The sequence below is a fragment of the Meiothermus sp. CFH 77666 genome, from assembly GCF_017497985.1.
In the GTDB taxonomy this organism is placed as follows: domain Bacteria; phylum Deinococcota; class Deinococci; order Deinococcales; family Thermaceae; genus Meiothermus.
Map to the genome: position 1 here is coordinate 26,984 of NZ_JAGDFV010000015.1, position 15,488 is coordinate 42,471.

General features: G+C 62.9%; 18 protein-coding genes. 11 read left to right on the plus strand and 7 right to left on the minus strand.

The window, feature by feature from the left end; genetic code table 11:
• Positions 1–7 precede the first annotated feature (7 nt).
• The gene (gene tsaE / locus J3L12_RS09190; protein ID WP_208014760.1) at positions 8–433 is read right to left on the minus strand and encodes a tRNA (adenosine(37)-N6)-threonylcarbamoyltransferase complex ATPase subunit type 1 TsaE; all 426 of its coding nucleotides are present in this window, start codon (positions 431–433) and stop codon (positions 8–10) included.
• A gap of 162 nt (positions 434–595) precedes the next feature.
• Here tsaE and J3L12_RS09195 point away from each other — a divergent pair, with 162 nt between their 5' ends.
• Complete coding sequence (locus J3L12_RS09195) at positions 596–1,819, plus strand: TCR/Tet family MFS transporter (protein WP_208014761.1); 1,224 nt, start codon at positions 596–598, stop codon at positions 1,817–1,819.
• Positions 1,820–1,875: 56 nt separating this feature from the next.
• Here the strand turns inward: J3L12_RS09195 and J3L12_RS09200 are convergent, their stop codons facing one another.
• The 3 genes from J3L12_RS09200 to J3L12_RS09210 are packed head-to-tail and all read right to left on the minus strand — an operon-like array spanning position 1,876 to position 4,305.
• On the minus strand, positions 1,876–2,373 hold the full coding sequence (locus J3L12_RS09200; RefSeq protein ID WP_208014762.1) for a macro domain-containing protein: 498 nt from the start codon (positions 2,371–2,373) through the stop codon (positions 1,876–1,878).
• 23 nt (positions 2,374–2,396) lie between these two features.
• A complete protein-coding gene (locus J3L12_RS09205; protein WP_208014763.1) occupies positions 2,397–3,464 on the minus strand; it encodes a C45 family peptidase in 1,068 nt (355 codons plus the stop codon).
• Positions 3,465–3,513: 49 nt separating this feature from the next.
• A complete protein-coding gene (locus tag J3L12_RS09210) occupies positions 3,514–4,305 on the minus strand; it encodes a metallophosphoesterase family protein (protein ID WP_208014808.1) in 792 nt (263 codons plus the stop codon).
• A gap of 22 nt (positions 4,306–4,327) precedes the next feature.
• Between J3L12_RS09210 and J3L12_RS09215 the strand changes: the two genes are divergently transcribed.
• The 5 genes from J3L12_RS09215 to J3L12_RS09235 all read left to right on the plus strand — a co-directional run bounded on the left by J3L12_RS09215 (position 4,328) and on the right by J3L12_RS09235 (position 6,534).
• Positions 4,328–4,903 carry a chromate transporter gene (locus tag J3L12_RS09215; protein ID WP_208014764.1) on the plus strand — a complete coding sequence of 192 codons (576 nt, stop codon included), beginning with the start codon at positions 4,328–4,330 and terminating at the stop codon, positions 4,901–4,903.
• The gene (locus J3L12_RS09220; RefSeq protein ID WP_208014765.1) at positions 4,896–5,423 is read left to right on the plus strand and encodes a chromate transporter; all 528 of its coding nucleotides are present in this window, start codon (positions 4,896–4,898) and stop codon (positions 5,421–5,423) included. Before J3L12_RS09215 ends, J3L12_RS09220 begins: the two co-directional genes overlap by 8 nt.
• Positions 5,424–5,583: 160 nt before the next feature.
• Positions 5,584–5,823 (plus strand): hypothetical protein, encoded by a 240-nt coding sequence (locus J3L12_RS09225; protein ID WP_208014766.1) that lies wholly within the window; start codon positions 5,584–5,586, stop codon positions 5,821–5,823.
• A 5-nt stretch (positions 5,824–5,828) separates the two neighbouring features.
• The gene (locus J3L12_RS09230; RefSeq protein ID WP_208014767.1) at positions 5,829–6,260 is read left to right on the plus strand and encodes a type II toxin-antitoxin system VapC family toxin; all 432 of its coding nucleotides are present in this window, start codon (positions 5,829–5,831) and stop codon (positions 6,258–6,260) included.
• Between the two features lie 97 nt (positions 6,261–6,357).
• The gene (locus J3L12_RS09235) at positions 6,358–6,534 is read left to right on the plus strand and encodes a hypothetical protein (RefSeq protein ID WP_208014768.1); all 177 of its coding nucleotides are present in this window, start codon (positions 6,358–6,360) and stop codon (positions 6,532–6,534) included.
• On the opposite strand, the gene J3L12_RS09240 is transcribed toward J3L12_RS09235, so the two are convergent.
• A complete protein-coding gene (locus J3L12_RS09240) occupies positions 6,475–7,437 on the minus strand; it encodes a GNAT family N-acetyltransferase (protein ID WP_208014769.1) in 963 nt (320 codons plus the stop codon). The two genes, J3L12_RS09235 and J3L12_RS09240, sit on opposite strands and share 60 nt — an antisense overlap.
• A 30-nt stretch (positions 7,438–7,467) precedes the next feature.
• Here J3L12_RS09240 and J3L12_RS09245 point away from each other — a divergent pair, with 30 nt between their 5' ends.
• Entirely contained in the window at positions 7,468–7,665 is a 198-nt protein-coding gene (locus tag J3L12_RS09245) for a hypothetical protein (RefSeq protein WP_208014770.1), read from the plus strand.
• Here the strand turns inward: J3L12_RS09245 and J3L12_RS09250 are convergent.
• Entirely contained in the window at positions 7,637–8,584 is a 948-nt protein-coding gene (locus J3L12_RS09250; RefSeq protein WP_208014771.1) for a GNAT family N-acetyltransferase, read from the minus strand. The genes J3L12_RS09245 and J3L12_RS09250 overlap by 29 nt on opposite strands.
• Before the next feature lie 402 nt (positions 8,585–8,986).
• Here J3L12_RS09250 and J3L12_RS16710 point away from each other — a divergent pair, with 402 nt between their 5' ends.
• The 4 genes from J3L12_RS16710 to J3L12_RS09275 all read left to right on the plus strand — a co-directional run bounded on the left by J3L12_RS16710 (position 8,987) and on the right by J3L12_RS09275 (position 14,787).
• The gene (locus tag J3L12_RS16710) at positions 8,987–11,731 is read left to right on the plus strand and encodes an HD domain-containing phosphohydrolase (protein WP_347708872.1); all 2,745 of its coding nucleotides are present in this window, start codon (positions 8,987–8,989) and stop codon (positions 11,729–11,731) included.
• 60 nt (positions 11,732–11,791) lie between these two features.
• Entirely contained in the window at positions 11,792–12,511 is a 720-nt protein-coding gene (locus tag J3L12_RS09265) for an SDR family NAD(P)-dependent oxidoreductase (protein WP_208014772.1), read from the plus strand.
• A 79-nt stretch (positions 12,512–12,590) separates the two neighbouring features.
• Positions 12,591–13,115 carry a transcriptional regulator NrdR gene (gene nrdR, locus J3L12_RS09270; RefSeq protein ID WP_208014810.1) on the plus strand — a complete coding sequence of 175 codons (525 nt, stop codon included), beginning with the start codon at positions 12,591–12,593 and terminating at the stop codon, positions 13,113–13,115.
• A 310-nt stretch (positions 13,116–13,425) separates the two neighbouring features.
• Positions 13,426–14,787, plus strand: a complete 1,362-nt coding sequence (locus J3L12_RS09275; RefSeq protein WP_208014773.1) for an FAD-dependent oxidoreductase — start codon at positions 13,426–13,428, stop codon at positions 14,785–14,787.
• Between the two features lie 80 nt (positions 14,788–14,867).
• On the opposite strand, the gene J3L12_RS09280 is transcribed toward J3L12_RS09275, so the two are convergent.
• Entirely contained in the window at positions 14,868–15,482 is a 615-nt protein-coding gene (locus J3L12_RS09280) for a hypothetical protein (protein WP_208014774.1), read from the minus strand.
• Between the last annotated feature and the right edge of the window lie 6 nt (positions 15,483–15,488).

Below are 15,488 nucleotides of genomic sequence, written 5' to 3' on the forward strand. Positions count from 1 at the left end.
TCCGGGGCTATCCAAAAACTACCGCTGGCGCATGGCCGTGGGGAATCAACTTGACGCGGCGCCCTTGTTCGGTGGACTCGAGATGAACTTCCAGGCTATCGGGAAACACCTCGGGCCTGCCCCACTCAATTAGCACCAGGCGGGCCTCGGGCAGGTAGTCCTCGAGGCCCAGGTTGTAGAGCTCCTCCTGGTCGGCCATGCGGTAGGCATCAATATGTACCACCAGGCCCTGGGGGGTGGGGTACTCGTGAATCAGGGTATAGGTGGGGCTGGTCACCTCGCCTTTGAATCCCAGGGCCTCGGCCATGAATTTCACCAGGGTAGTCTTGCCGACGCCCATCGGCCCCGTCAGCAATACCAGGGTTCCCTCCGGCAAGCTCTGAACGAGTTGTCGGGCAAGGGTGCGGGTGTCCTCGAGGCTCTCCAGGTGCACGCTTTTAGCTTACTCTGTCGATAGCTGATAGCCGATAGTCCATGGCCGATGGCAAGGCCCTATTCACTCAAACCGAACCTGCACGTGCGGCTTCTCCGATTCAGGCGAAGAATGTACCCGCTTCCTATTGGTCGAATGCGAAGGTGTCATAATGGCACGGTTATGCCTTCTGCTCGAACCGCCTCCATATCGTTCATCCTGATTTCGGTGCTTATCAACGTGATGGGACTGGGGCTGGTTATACCGGTGCTGCCCAAGCTGATCGAGACCCTGGCGGGCAGTGTGGAGGCCGGGGCGCGGCTCAACGGTCTCTTTTTTGCGGTGTATGCGGTGATGCAGTTTGCCTTTGGCCCCATTCTGGGCATGCTTTCCGACCGCTACGGGCGGCGTCCGGTGTTGCTGGCCTCGCTGGTGGGCACCGGCATCGATTATCTGATTGCGGCCCTGACGCAGTCTATCTGGGTGCTGTTTTTGGCTCGAGTCATCGCCGGGGCCCTGGGCGCCAGCCTCTCCACTGCCAACGCCTACATTGCCGACATCTCCAGGCCTGAAGAGCGGGCCCGCAACTTTGGCCTGATTGGGGCCACGTTCGGGATGGGCTTTGTGCTGGGGCCGGTGGTGGGCGGGGTGCTGGGCAACATTGACCTGCGCCTGCCCTTCTACTTTGCCGCCGGACTGGCCTTTCTCAACTTTCTGTATGGTTACTTTGTACTGCCCGAATCGCTCAAACCGGAAAACCGCAGCCACCAAGCCAGATCGCTCAATCCCTTCACGGCCCTCTCGATTCTGGGCCAGACCCCCATCCTGCGCGGCCTGGCCTTCAGCCTCTCGCTGATCTTTCTGGCTTTTGGGGCCTTGCAAAGCGTGTGGGTGCTGTACACGGCCTACAAGTTTGCCTGGAAGCCTTTAGAGGTGGGCTTTTCGCTGTTTCTGGTGGGACTGGGAGGGGTGATCGTGCAGGCCGGGCTGGTCAAGCCCATTGTGGCCCGGCTGGGGGAGCGCCGAGCGCTCATCCTGGCGCAGAGCATGGGCATTTTTTCCTTCACCCTGTACGGCCTGGCCACCCAGGGCTGGATGATGTACGCCATCATTGCCCTGGCAGCTTTAAGCAACCTGGGCCAGCCCCTTATTCAATCCTTCCTGACCCGCGAGGTCTCGCCCAAGGAGCAGGGAACTTTGCAGGGTGCGCTGGCCGGCGCACAGAGCCTCACGGTGGCGGCGGGGGGGTTGTTGGGGGGCTTCCTGTTCTCGTTGGTCGCCAGGCCGGAGATTGCGCCCTGGCTGGTGGGCCTGCCCTTTTTTGTGGGGGCCTTGCTGTATCTGACCGCAGTGACCAATACCGTGCGGCTTTTTCACACCACCCCGGAGGCCAAAGCTTCCGCGTGAGCCGGGGTGAGGGTCGGGGAAGTTGCAAAGGAGCTCGAGCCTGCCCGCACGGGCCACTAGGGTATTTTGAAGTGCTCGAGAACCTGCCTTAGAGTCTGCACATCGGACTCGGTGAAACCATACAGGGTCACTTCCAGTGAGTTGGGGGCTGCGAGCAACTCGGCCAGCATGACCTCGGCCACCTCCTGGACGGGGAGTCCGGCCACGCCGGTTCCAAGCAGTGGAAAGGCTACCCTGTGCAGGTTTTTTTCCAGTGCCAGGCGCAGGGCCGCCTGGGTTGCCTGGCGAACGGTTTCCAGGCTGGCGGGCTCATCGCCCATGGCCGCCGCATGAATCACATAGCGCACCGGCAACTGCCCGGCCCCGGTCAGGGCGGCCTCGCCAACCCGTATGGGGCCGTGTCGGTTGCACTCTTCCTGGATACTGGGGCCGCCTTTGCGCCGGATGGCCCCTGCGACCCCGGCGCCCAGGATCAGGTGATTGTTGGCGGCATTCACGATGGCGTCGCCCACGAACTCGGTAATGTCGCCCTGAGCAATGTGAACCTGGGCCATGCTACCAGTGTAGCCTGGGGGCTCTAAACCTTATAGCGCACGTAGGGGTTCTCGTGCGGCGGGCCGTCGGAAACCCACAGCTCCAGGGTACCCAGATTCATGATGACCGAGGCCACCGTGCGATAGGGCTCGCCCAGCGCGTACTCTTCCGGGCTGGCGGTGCGGCAGACCGCATAAGGTGCACCATCCCGGTCGGAGAGGGCCGCTTTCAGGTCGTCCAGGCCCGGCTTTTCCACTTCGCCGAGCCGCAGGCTCAGGCGGAGGGCCCGGTGGTGCGAGCGGTCGAGCCACTCGATGGGCGGCACCTCGATGCCAAAGCGTTCGGGGGCCAGGTAGTGGTTGGCGTGCACCAGCTGGCGTTCGTCCTCCCAGAGGGCAACCGCGCTGGGCGAAACCTCGATATCCACTGCCTGCGCTCCCTGCCCGATCAGAAAGTTGCCCGAAGCCGTGCGGGGGCTTTCGAGAATAGCAGCTTTGGCCTCTTCCAGCGTTTTTTGCCGCAGGGCCTGATAGGTTCGCAGGTGAAAAGGCTTGCCCAGCCCGGCCCAGTTGTCACCCACCGAGACCAGGCCGTTGATGCACAGCCCCAGCCCGTGGGAGTTGAGGCCAATCTTGCCACCAAAGATGCCCGCCTCGGTAAAGGCCAGCACCCGTGTACCGTCGGGCTCGGTGATGTGTTGCAGCGCCCCCTGCACCCCTTCCATCCAGTCCCAGTTCTGGCCCATCCACAGGTTGCCATCTTTGCTGTGGCCGGGCAGCAGGGCAAACGCCGTACAGCCGTTGGGGGCCTCGTGGCCAAACTGGTGATAAACAATCTCGTAGCGCACGTTGAGGGTGGCGATATCCACCAGGGGCTGGCCAGACCCCGCCGCAATGCCTTCGATGCCCTCTGCATAGGCCGGGCTTTGTTGCCGGATGGCCTCGAGGTACCGCGCACCCCGTTCGCGGGCTTGGTTCGGAGAAAGTTTGCACTCAACCTCGAAACGGTGGAAGTAGACCTCCAGGTTGTGGGCAATCCGGTCTGCCAGGGCAGCGCCTTGTTTCAGGCCTTGATCGTAAGGAGAACCCGAAAGTTGAAGGTAGGGCAACATGTGCTCCCATTATGGCCCATAGACGCTCTACAGCTGCACGTAGACCTGCCTACCTGCTTTCCTCGAGCCCAAACACAAAGCCCGGCCCCCCGTTCCACAGGCAGTGGTCTACGTTAAAACACAGGCCATCGTTGTACTCGAGCGGGTAGAGCACCATCTGGGGGGCATAGCCAATCAGGCTGTAGATGGGCGTGTGGCCGTGGATCAGGCGGCTTGCGCCGAGTTGCCCCAGGAATTCTTCGGTCAGGGCAATGCCTCCGTTCAGGAACGAGAACCGGCTGGCAAACTGCTCGGCCAGCGTGTCCCACGCCTCGACCCTGTCCGAGCGCAAAATATCGCCCAGGCTGCGATTGATTTGCTCCAGGTTGTCGCCGTACTCCAGGTAAAACAGACTATCGGCGTGCATCAGAAGGGTGCCCCCCACCAGGGCCAGGGCCGGGCGCTGGCGCAGCCATTCGATATGGGTCTCGTTCAGGCGCTCGAAGTCGGGCTCTTTGCCGCCCACCCGCTGCCAGATTTCGTAAAAAGTAATGCGCTGCCCCTGGCGCTTGAAGCTGGGAATTTCGACCTGGGTAAAGTGGTGTGCGGCCAGCAGCATCAGGTCGTGGTTGCCCAAAAGGGCATGTACGCCCCCCCCGGCAGCGGCAGCCTCGCCCTCGAGGCGCATCAAGAGCTCAATCACGCCGATGCCATTGGGGCCCCGGTCGGTATAGTCGCCCAGGAACCAGAGCTGGGCCTGCCCGCCCGTCCACTCGAGGGCTTCTCCCAAAAACCCCTCGCGCTGCAACAACCGGATCAGGGTTTGCAGACAGCCGTGAATGTCCCCCACCACGTAGTGCACCGCCAAAGTGTATCATCCAACCGTGAAAGTACCGCTGGCCAAGCTGTTTTATGCGTTTGTGGAGGTGGGTTTGGTGGCGTTTGGCGGGGGCGGCAATGCCCAGCTTTACCAGGCCCTGGTGCTTCGGCGGGGCTGGATGGCCGAGCGGGAGTTTCTGGAGACCACCGCGCTCTGCCGTATTCTGCCGGGGCCGGTGTTTGCCAACACGGCGGCCCACCTGGGGATGCGCCTGGGGGGCGTGGCCGGGGGGGTGCTGGCCCTTCTGGGCGTGCTGACCCCTGGGGCCCTGCTGATGCTCTTCTTGAGCTTCGCCTATTTCCGCTTTGGCGCGGTGCCGGGCTCGCTGGCCGAGAGTGCGCTGAATGGGGTGGCAGCGGCGGCCATCGGGCTGATTCTGGCCACCATGCTGCGCCAGGCTCCCATTGCGCTGGACGCCCTCAAAGCCGTTGGGCTGGCGCTGGGGGTTTTTGTCACCTATGGCCTGCTGCACTGGCCGTTGCTGTTGGTGCTGCTCTTGTTTGTGCCGGTGGGCATGGCCCTCTACTGGCAGGAGGCCGCCGAAGCCTGGCCGGGCTCGGAGGTGGAGCCCCGTGGCTGAGGTGCTCGAGGTCTTCCTGGCCTTCTTGCGCTTTGGGGTGCTGAGCTTTGGCGGGGGCATGGCCAACCTGCCGGAGATGGCGCGGGTCATCATCTCCAACGGCTGGGTAACCGGCCAGCAGTTCGCCGACGGCTTTGCCCTGGGGCAGTTTGTGCCGGGGCCCAACATGCTGGCGGTGCTGTTTTATGGCCTGAGTGCTGCCGGTATGCCGGGGGCGCTGGCCGCCCTGCTGGGCATGTTTCTGCCCAGTGCGGTGGGGGCCATGTGGCTGGTGAAGGGCTGGGCCTGGATGGCCCGGGCCCGCTGGAGCCGCGCCCTGCGCAAGGCCCTGGTGCCCATCAGCATGGGCCTTAGCGCCAGCATGGTGCTGGTGCTGATCCAGCTGGGGGTGGATGGGCTGGGCTGGTTTGCGCTGATGGCCGCCGCCACCTGGCTGATATACCGGGGGGTGAACGTGGTCTGGGTGATTGGCGGGGGTGCGGCGCTGGGGCTCCTGGCGGCGCTCTGGCCGCTCAGGTAGCCCAGTTCTCCGCCACGAGCCGCTCGGTGGGTTCTGCGGGGGGCGTACCAGCACGTACTCGAGCTGGCTCTCCAAGCTAGGCCAGGATCACAAGCGATTTGACAGCAACGCAATCACTGCATACAATGATTTCATCAATACCCGAGCAAGGAGGGTGCTCATGGCAAGCCTGACCATTCGCAATCTCGATGAGCTCACCAAACAGAGGCTGCGCCTTCGGGCCGCGATACACGGCCTGTCGATGGAGGAAGAAGCCAGACGCATCCTGAAGGAGGCATTGGGTTCAACTGCTCCCGCAAAGCTGGGGCAACACCTGCTCAGCCGATTCGCAGAGTCGGCCAGTGAAGAGTTCAAGCTTCCCGACCGCCATGCACCACGTAAGCCGCCACGATGGGATTAACTGGCATGATCCTGCTAGATACCAACGTACTCTCCGAGTTCATGCGTCCGCAGCCGTCGGCCAGGGTTGTAGCCTGGCTGGACGAACAGCCAGCCGCAAAGGTTTACACCAACGCCATCAGCCGCGCCGAGATCGAGCTGGGGCTTGCCCTGATGCCCGAGAGCAAACGGCAGGAGGCCCTGCGCAAGGCGGCTCGAGCGATGTTCGAGGAAGATTTCGCCGGCCGATGCCTGCCATTTGATGAGGGAGCGGCTCGCCACTACGCGCGTATCGTCTCCACCCGTCTCAAGGTAGGCCGACCCATCAGTGTGGAGGATGCCCAGATCGCGGCGATTGCACTAAAGTACAAGATGCATCTGGCCACACGCAACACCGCCGACTTCGAGCACATCCCCGGTCTTGAGGTCGTCAACCCTTGGACTGTCGAGACGTACTAACCTCATGGTGCCATGACCCGTCCCATCGAAGCCATCCTCGCGCCCAAGCCCGAGACTCGCCCGCGCATCTACGCTTACTCGATTGCCGATGCTGCGCATGCGCGACTGTTTGAAGATCGGCCAGACCACGCGGGAGGTGAAGCGCCACGTGGCCGAGCGGCTCAAGACCGCCGCGATCCAGAACTACCGCATCGAGCTGAACGAGCTTGCCGCATCAGGCTTCCTCGAGCTGCTTCACAAAATCAATCCAGACCGGCTGCTTCACGAAGCCTAGGGCCTCGTTGATGGAGAGCATGGCGCGGTTGTTCGCCTCGTTGCCGGTGCGAATTTCCCTGGCTCCGTAGGCCTGGGCCAAACGGATGCCCTTGAGCTTGAGGGCCAGAGCCAGGCCCTTGCGGCGGTAGACCCGGCGGGTGCCGGTGAGGCCGGTGCTAAGGTAGGGGCCGTCGGTCTTCCAGAGGGTGGAAAGGGCCACATACTGGCCGGTGTTTTTGTCCACAGCCACAAAGTGGCCCTCGGGCAGGTAGTAGCGGCTCTCGAAAACCCACTTGCAATAATCCTCGAAGCGCACCTCGCTGATGGCCTCGGGGCGCGGTACATCCAGGCGGGCCTCGAGCCAGAGGTCGTAGAGCTTGTGCTTGTAGTCGGGGTCGCCCTCCAGTTCCTTCAGGCTTTTGAGGTCGAAACCGGCGGCCTCTACCGCTTCAATCTTGCCTGCCCACGGGGCAAAGTCGAAGTTTTGCACATCCAGCCGCGACTCCCAGTAGCGCATCTTCTCGGCAAAGCCCAGCTTGTGCAGCCAGGCCAGGGCGTGGGGCTGGTCTTCGCGGGTGCTGCTCAGGATCGAGATGGGGTGGTGGGGCTCCAGGGCCTCGAGCACCGCCCCATACAGGGCTTTGCCGATGCCTTGCCCGCGAAACGAAGGTTTTACCGTTACCCAGGCCCCGAACTTCTGCGGGTGGTACATGCCTTCGAACTGGGTGTACTCGCCCACCCCCACAATCTGGTGGTCGAGCTCGGCCACAAAGCGCCCCCACCTGACCTCGGGGGCGTGGTCGTCGTGTTCCCGCAGCCCCGCTTCGGTGTGCACTTGGTCGGGCCAGGCCGCCGCCAGCACCTCGGCAATGGCGGGGTAGTCGCGTTCCTCAAAGGGCCTTATTTTCGGGTTTGCTAACATGCGTTGCTCCTGGAGTGCTAAGCTAGAACCGTGAGCAAAAAGATTCGCCAGAAGTTGGCCGCCATCGTGACCACGGTGGTGTTTGGCTTTCTGCTCTTCAAACTGCTCGAGCGCACCTTTGTGCTGATCTGGGTCAACACCCCCTGGTGGGGGGCCCTGCTGATGCTGATTGTGCTATTCCTGATCATCGACTACACCATTAGCCGGGCTTTTGGCGTACGGGATTGAGGCGCAACAGCACCGTGGCCGGTTCTTTGATGAAGCCCAGGGCCTCGTTGATGGCCAGCATAGGCCGGTTGATCTGGTGGTTGGCGGTGCGGATGTAGCGAGCCCCGTAGCGCCGGGCAAACTCGAGGGCCCGCAGCTTGAGGGCCAGGGCCAGGCCCCGGCGGCGGTGGCTTCTGAGCACCCCGGTCAGGCCGGTGCGCAGGGTCTGGGGGCGGCTGGACTTGAAGAGCATGGTCACGCCCACCATCTGCTCTCCCTGAAGCGCCAGGAAGTAGCCCTCCGGCAGCAGGTTGGGGTCGTTCAGGGTGCGCTCCTGCCAGACCTCAAAGGGCCACAGGTTAATGGGCTCGGTGCTGGGCACATCCTGGAGCAGGCTGGTCTCGAGGGCGTACAAGGCCCGCTGAAAGCCCTCCTCCTGCCAGGGTAGCTCACTCAGAGGCCGCAGGGCCATTTCAGGGGGCAGGGGGCGCTCAAAGGGGGCAGGGTCGAAACCGTGCAAGTCCAGCACCGACTCCCAGCGGCGCTCCACCTCGGCAAAGCCCTGGGCCAGCAGATAGCGGTACTCGGGCCAGTCTTCCCGCACCTGTGCCAGCAGTTCTTTGGGCGAGTGAGGAGCCAGCCGCTCCATCAAAAAGCCCCACACCGCATCTTCCAGCGAATGTGCCTCCGGGCGCAGGTGATAACGTACCTCGAGCGCCCCCGGTTTGGGGTCGTAATAGGGGGTTGCGAACTCCATTACCCCCACCGCCTGCCCGCCCTGCTCCACCAGAAAGCGCTCCAGCACATCGCTTTGGGCCCGGGTCTGATCCAGGTGCTTCAAAACAGCAATGTCCAGCAGTACCTCGGGGTGAGCTGCCTCGCGCACGGCGGCGTAGACCCGGTAGTGGGCTTCGGAAAAGTCGAAGGGATGGATATGCAAAGCAGTTCTCCTATAAAAGGGGTGGGGCGGTATCTCGAAACGGGTGGAGCACCCAAAAAAGCCGGGGGTGTCAGGTTTGCCCCCAGCTTGGATATACGCTGGTGCCTATGGCAACAACGCAACCGCAGGGTGGCAGACCACAGATGGGGCTCCAGGGGGAGAAAAGCGGGAAATTATCATCAGGGCTCCACCTCCTTCGCGGCGCTTATGAACGCAAGGTAGCGTAGCACAAGGTTCACAAGCCCCGCAAGGTGGGCTGGGTTTTCGACCTTCCACGAGGGGAGGCCACAGGGGCTAGGGAACCGGGTTCTGGGTGGTTGCCGCACTTCCGTAACGCTTTACTCACAAAATTGGTGCAAATATCCGACGCGCTGAGGGGCTTCAGGTTAATCTCGAGGTGTTGTGGGACTGGTTGGGGCCTTCATCTCGGTAATTGCCACGACCCTGCTGCTAGCAGCGCACGGTGGGCGCGAACGCTGGGGCATGACGCCATTCACCATGCTGGCCTCGGCTATGGGCCTGATTGCGCTGGTGAGTGCTTTTTTCATGGATGTGCTGGGCCTTTATTTTGGCCTGGTGTTCACCCTGCAGGTGGGGCTATTGCTTGTGGCGCTCGAGGGGGAAAAGCGCTGGAAAAGCACCCTAGGGGGCTTACTGCTGATCAGCGTGCTGGCGCTGGGCCTGCATAATCTGATGCGTTTCCTGGATGTGCCGGTCATGCAGGTGGCCCAGTCCATGAGCGTCGTCAACTTTCGCATTGCGGCGCAGGGGTTGGCCATGTTGTTGGGGGGAATGCTCGTCTGGTGGCTTTACCCCAGGCTGGCGGTGCGGAACCGTATCCAGGCGCTGGTGGTAGTGCTGGCGCTCATCAACCTGCTCAACGTGGGCCTCCTGTTCCTGGTAGCCCGCGAGGGGCTGGGAGAGCTGGTTGCTAGCTTCCTCTTGCAAGCGGTGCTGATAGGGCCCTTGCTGGGGCTTTACCTCGAGTGGTCTCGTCGGCAGACGCACACCAGGCCCATCGAAACGGCCTACACGGCGCTACTGAGTACCGTAGAAGCCCTGGCCCAGGGTTCTGAAGAGGAGCTCTGGCCCCGGCTGCTGGAGTCGGCGGTGCGGGTGGTGCCGGGTGCTCAGGCCGGTAGCATCCGGCTGCGCCAGGGTTCCGATTTTGTCTTTGTGGCCCAGCAGGGTTTTGGGGAGGGCATCCTGGGGGTACGGAGCAGCGAGCTAGAAACCATGGCCTGGCACGGCAACCCGGCGGCCTGGCGGCAGGGCCAGCCCCGCATTGCCAACCACGCCGACATCCAGCGCATCCTGGCCGCGCACCAGGAGAACGAACTACTGGCCCGGCAGCTCGATCAGGCCAGCGCTAATAAGGTCAGCCAAATTCGCTCCACCCTGTGTATGCCCATCCTGCTGGGGGGCGAGGTGGTGGCCGAGATCAACCTGGATGCCTTTCGGGACCGGGCTTTTAGCGAGCAGTCGGTGGAGGTAGCCCGCCAGTATGCCTTGCAGGTCACGGTGTTGCTGGCGGCCCACCGCCAGCAGGCCGAGCTCGAGGCCCGCATCCACGAGTTTGAAGTGATCGAGGCCCTGAGCGCGGCCTTGCGGGGTCTCAAGGGCACCGGCGAGATTACCAAGCGCCTGGTGCGCGAGACCATTCGCCTGATGAACTCCGAGCATGCCGCCCTGCTTCTGATTGAACCCGACGGCCAGCACATGCGCTGTTATGCAGCGGCAGGCATTTTCCTGGAGATCAAGGATCAGCCGGTTCCTCAGGGCCAGGGATTTAGCTGGGCTGCAGTGGAAACTCGAGCGCCCATCTGGAGCCAGCAGGCCCACCTCGACAAGCGGGCTTTTGGGCGCTTCAAAACGCCCCGTCCACCCTTCTCGGAAATTGTGATGCCCCTGTTCAGCTCGAAAGGTCATCCCCTGGGGGTCTTAATCTCAGCCCGCAATGGTGCGGGCACCTTCAGCGACCGGGACATGCGCTTGATGCAGGTGATCAGCAACATCGCCGCCAATACCCTGGAGCGGGTGCGGGCCAATGAAAGCCTCGAGGCCGAGATTGCGGAAAAAACTGCCCTCCTGGAGCTTTCGCAAATGCTGGGCGGCAACGACGCTTCGTTGCTGCCTCTGGCCCTGGAGAAAATCCGCCAGATGGGGCACGCCGACTGTGTGGTTCTGGGTGTGCTCGAGAGCGAGGTTTTCCGTACCAGGGCCGTTGCCGGAGATGTGCGTCCGGGCTTGGCAAGGTTGCTTGAAAAGCACCTGCTCCTCAACCACCCGGTGGTACAGCAAATGGCCTCAGGCCAGCCTTTTCAGTGCGGTCAGACTGCATCTCGGCCAGAACTCCAGGCCCTTGCGGTGGACGGAGTTCACGGGCTGTACATGATCGGCGTGGTGAACGAAACGGAGCTTCGGGCCGGGATGGTACTACTCCGCTATGAGCCCAGCCAGGGCTGGAACGACCCAGAAAACCGTTTGCTGGAAGGGGCGGCACAAATCCTGGGGGCCCTGCTCTTGCGGCTGGAGCACACCCGGCAGCTCGAGGCCGCCTACGAAGGAGCCTTGCGGGCCATCGGTCTGGCCCTCGAGGCCCGCGACCGCGAGACCGCCGGCCACACCGACCGGGTGGCGGCCCTGGCCGAACAGCTAGGACGCGCCCTGGGCATGAGCGAGACCGAGTTGCGCGATTTGCGCTGGGGAGCCTATCTGCACGATGTGGGCAAGCTCACCATCCCCGATGCCATCCTGCTGAAGCCGGGCAAGCTCACCCCGGAAGAGTTCAGTACCATGAAAACCCACGCCCCTCTGGGCGATGACCTGGTGCGCAACCTGCCTTTTGTACCACCGGCGGCCCGCCAGATAGTGCGCCACCACCACGAGCGCTGGGATGGCCGCGGCTACCCGGATGGCCTGGCAGCTGAAAATATTCCCCTATCGGCCCGCATTTTTGCCATCTGCGATGTGTTCGATGCGCTCTGTTCGGAGCGGCCTTACAAGGCCGCCATGCCTCCGGAAATGGCAGCCCAGGAGCTATGGCGCAGCGTTCATGGCGGCCACCTCGATCGTCGCCTGGTGGAGGTATTCCTCAGAACCCAGGGGCTGGAGGAGGCCATGCGGGTCTCCCAGGCTGCCGACTAATGAGAGGAGGGTGCGCCCAGCGTTCGCTCCACACGGCCTTTTGCGCTATGATGGGGGTCAATGGTCGAATTTTCACGAGATTTGTTGGGTCTGGAGCAGCGTATCGTCATGGTGACGGGGGCCGGGCGGGGGTTTGGGCGTTCGGTGGCCCGCTCCTATGCCCGTAATGGGGCCACGGTCATCACCGTAGACCCCGATGTGGAAATGGCCACCGCGATTGCCTCCGAGGTTGAGCAGTTGGGGGCTACTGCCATTCCCATCCGGGGGGATATGTCGGTGGTGCTCGACGTGATGAACACCTTCGAGAAAATCGAGGAGTTGTTCGGGATGCTCGACGGGATTGTGCATGTTACCAGCGCCGAGAGCAAAACCCCCTTTGTGGAGCTTTTGGAGGGGGAGTGGTACGACCTGCTCAACGCCGACGTGAAGTCCAGCCTCTACGTGTTGCAGCAGGGCCTGCGCTACCTGAGCGGCGGGGGCTTCGTGACCCTGGTACTGCCCCCCTTGCAACGTGAGCAGCCCCATGTCGCAGCGATTCGCGGGGCGGTGGCCGGCTTGATTGAAGGGGCCACCCGCATCTTCCCCACCAACGTGCGGGTCAATGGAGTCATCCCCAGCCGCGATCCCGTCGGCGAGGAGCACGACCGACCCCTGGTTCGGGTAGCCGTGGCCCTGGGCTCGATGGTCTCGGAGGGGGTGCGGGGCCAGCTTTTGGAGGTTTTGCTGCCCGAGCCGCCGCACCAGCCGGAAATCTACGATTTGCTGAGGGAGCTACCGTGAAAGGGTTCAGGGTTGGAGGTCTAAGATCAAGAGGTGTTCTTTGGCTCTTGACATGGGGCCCTCGACGCTCGACACAGCTATGAACTGCCCGTTTTGTGGAAACCCCGATAGCCGCGTGCTGGATTCCCGTCCTTCCGACGAGGGATCGGTCATTCGCCGCCGCCGGGAGTGCCCTGCCTGCAAACGTCGCTTTACGACCTACGAGCGGGCCCAGGTAGAGCCCTTGCTGGTGATCAAACGTTCAGGGCGCAAAGAGACCTTTGACCCCAACAAACTGCTGCGCGGCCTGAGCCTGGCCGCCCAGAAGCGCCCCATTGACCCCGAGGTCTTGCAGGAGTTTGCCTTTGGTTTTGAGGACACCGTCAAGGAAATGGAGATTACCTCCGAGGAGATTGGGCTGCGCTCCCTGGCATTCTTGAAAGAACTGGATCCGGTGGCCTACATCCGCTTTGCCTCGGTTTACCGCGAGTTCGATAGCCTGGAAAACTTTATCGAGGAAGTGCGCAAGCTGGATCGTAAGCCTGGCAAGGGCAGAAAAACTCAAAAGATGGAAGAAGAGGACGAACTCAATCTGGCCGATGAAGCCAAACTGGGTACGGTTTGAATGAACCATTGCGGGCACTTGTGCGAATACGGCGTCCTTTACAGACGTGGCCGCCCACGAAAACGAGAAGGGACAAGCGTGGGCCGGGCCCAGCCCACGGGTGCTAGGAGTTTACAGGCGGCCACTATTCTTTCCAGAACAAAGGATTCTTGATCCTGGATGGCTCGATTTTTATGAAGAGCGCTCTAACTGCAAACCGCCCTAACCTGTACGGGTACTACTTTCCCCCTGCCGATGGGATATGATTTGCGCTGTCTGTGCGGGGCCCACCCGCCACCGTATTCCACCAACAGGCCGGAGGATGTTGAAAATGGCAAACCAGTTTGACGCAAACCGCCCCTTGCGGGTCGCAGTCATCGGTTCGGGGCCTTCAGGCATATATGCTGCGGAAGCCCTGATCAAGCAGAGCGAAACCCCTGTCTCGGTAGATGTGTTTGACCGACTCCCCACCCCCTATGGGCTGGTGCGCTACGGGGTGGCTCCCGACCACCAGACCATCAAGTCGGTGACCAGGGTGATGCAGAAGGTGTTGCAAGACCCCCGGGTGCGCTTTTGGGGCAATGTCGAGTTTGGCCGCGACCTGACCCTGGCCGACCTGCGCCGGCACTACGATGCGGTGGTGTATACGGTGGGGGCCTCGAGCGACCGTCATCTGGGCATCCCCGGCGAAGACCTGCCGGGGAGCCTCTCGGCTACCGAGTTTGTGGCCTGGTACAACGGCCACCCCGACTACAAGCACCTGCCCATCCGCCTCGATGTGCGCGGGGTGGCGGTGGTGGGGATGGGGAATGTGGCGGTGGACGTTGCCCGCATCCTGGCCAAGTCGGCAGACGAACTGCGAACCACCGACATCGCCGACCACGCCCTGAGCGTGCTGGCTGAGAGCCAGGTCACCGACATCTACATGCTGGGCCGCCGGGGCCCGGCGCAGGCCAAGTTCACCACCAAAGAACTGCGCGAGCTGGGCGAGCTGCCGAGCGCGGATGTGGTGGTGAAGCCGGAGGAACTCGAGCTCGACGAAAAAAGCGCTGCCTCCATTGCGGACGAACCGGCCCTTCAGAAGAACCTGGAAATTCTGCGTGAGTTTGCGGCCAGGCCGCTTACGGGCAAGCCGCGCCGGATACATATTCGCTTTTTGGTTTCGCCGGTGGCGATACTGGGCGAGGGCCGGGTGCAGAAGATTCGCCTGGAGAAGAACCGTCTGGACGAAAACCTGAACGCGGTGGGTACCGGGGTGTTCGAGGAGCTCGAGGTGGGGATGGTGCTGCGCTCGGTGGGCTACAAGGGCGTACCCCTGCCCGAGGTGCCCTTCGATAGCCGCAAGGGGGTTATCCCCAACCAGGCCGGGCGGGTGCTGCGCGAGGGCCAGGTGGCGGCAGGGGAGTACACGGCGGGCTGGATCAAGCGCGGCCCCAGTGGGGTGATTGGCACCAACAAAGCCTGTGCTACCGAGACGGTAAAACTGCTGCTGGAGGATGCCGCCCACCTGCCACTGGCCCCCGACCCCGACCCCGAGGCCATCCCGCGGCTCCTGAGGGAGCGGGGGGTGCGGTATGTGACCCTCGAACACTGGCTGCGCCTGGACGCTCACGAAACCACCCTGGGGCAGGCCCAGGGCCGGCCACGGGTCAAGGTGACCAGTGTGGAGAAGATGCTCGAGGTGGTGAGCTGAGAGCCGATGGTCAATAGCCGATAGCTGATGGCCGATGGCCAGCTATTTGACTGAGGGCGGGGGATTTTGCTTGCGGGCCTTCATCGCTGGGGTCGGCTTGTCCAGCGGTAGGCGGTGGCCATGGCCCGGCGAAGGGTCATTGGGTCGGGTGGGTTGGCTAGCAGGCGCTCGAGCTCGGCCTCGGCAATGGCCTCGAGCGGCCTTGCAACCGGCTGCTCGCCCGCAAAGCGCATGGCCATCCCCTCGGCTTTCCAGCGGGGCCAGCCCTCGGGCTGGGCCAGGTGAAAGAGCTCGTGGCGCAGGGTGCGTTCCAGGGTTCCCCGCTCCAAAAGAACCCGCAAGCGTTGGGTATCAATCTGGTTTTGGCCCCGGTGGGCGGCGGCCAGCACAAACCACGGCAGCCCTGTCGAGGCCGTGTAGGACGCCAGGTTGGGGTGGATGACCACCCGAACCGTGGGCGGTAGTGCAAGGCCCCGCGATTGCAAGTTCTGCCGGGCTTTTTGCAAAACCCTGAACACCTCAGGCAGGTGAAGGGCGTCCGCACCCCCGGCGTACCGTACCACAAAGCCGGGGGCCTGGGCGGTCTGCCAGTTCTGCGCCAGGGCTGGGGTCAGGGCAGTCAACCAGACCAAGGTCAGCCACACCAGCAGCGGTGTGGAGGTGTGGGGGTGTGGGAGGGAGAGAAAAGCCTTCATTGAACC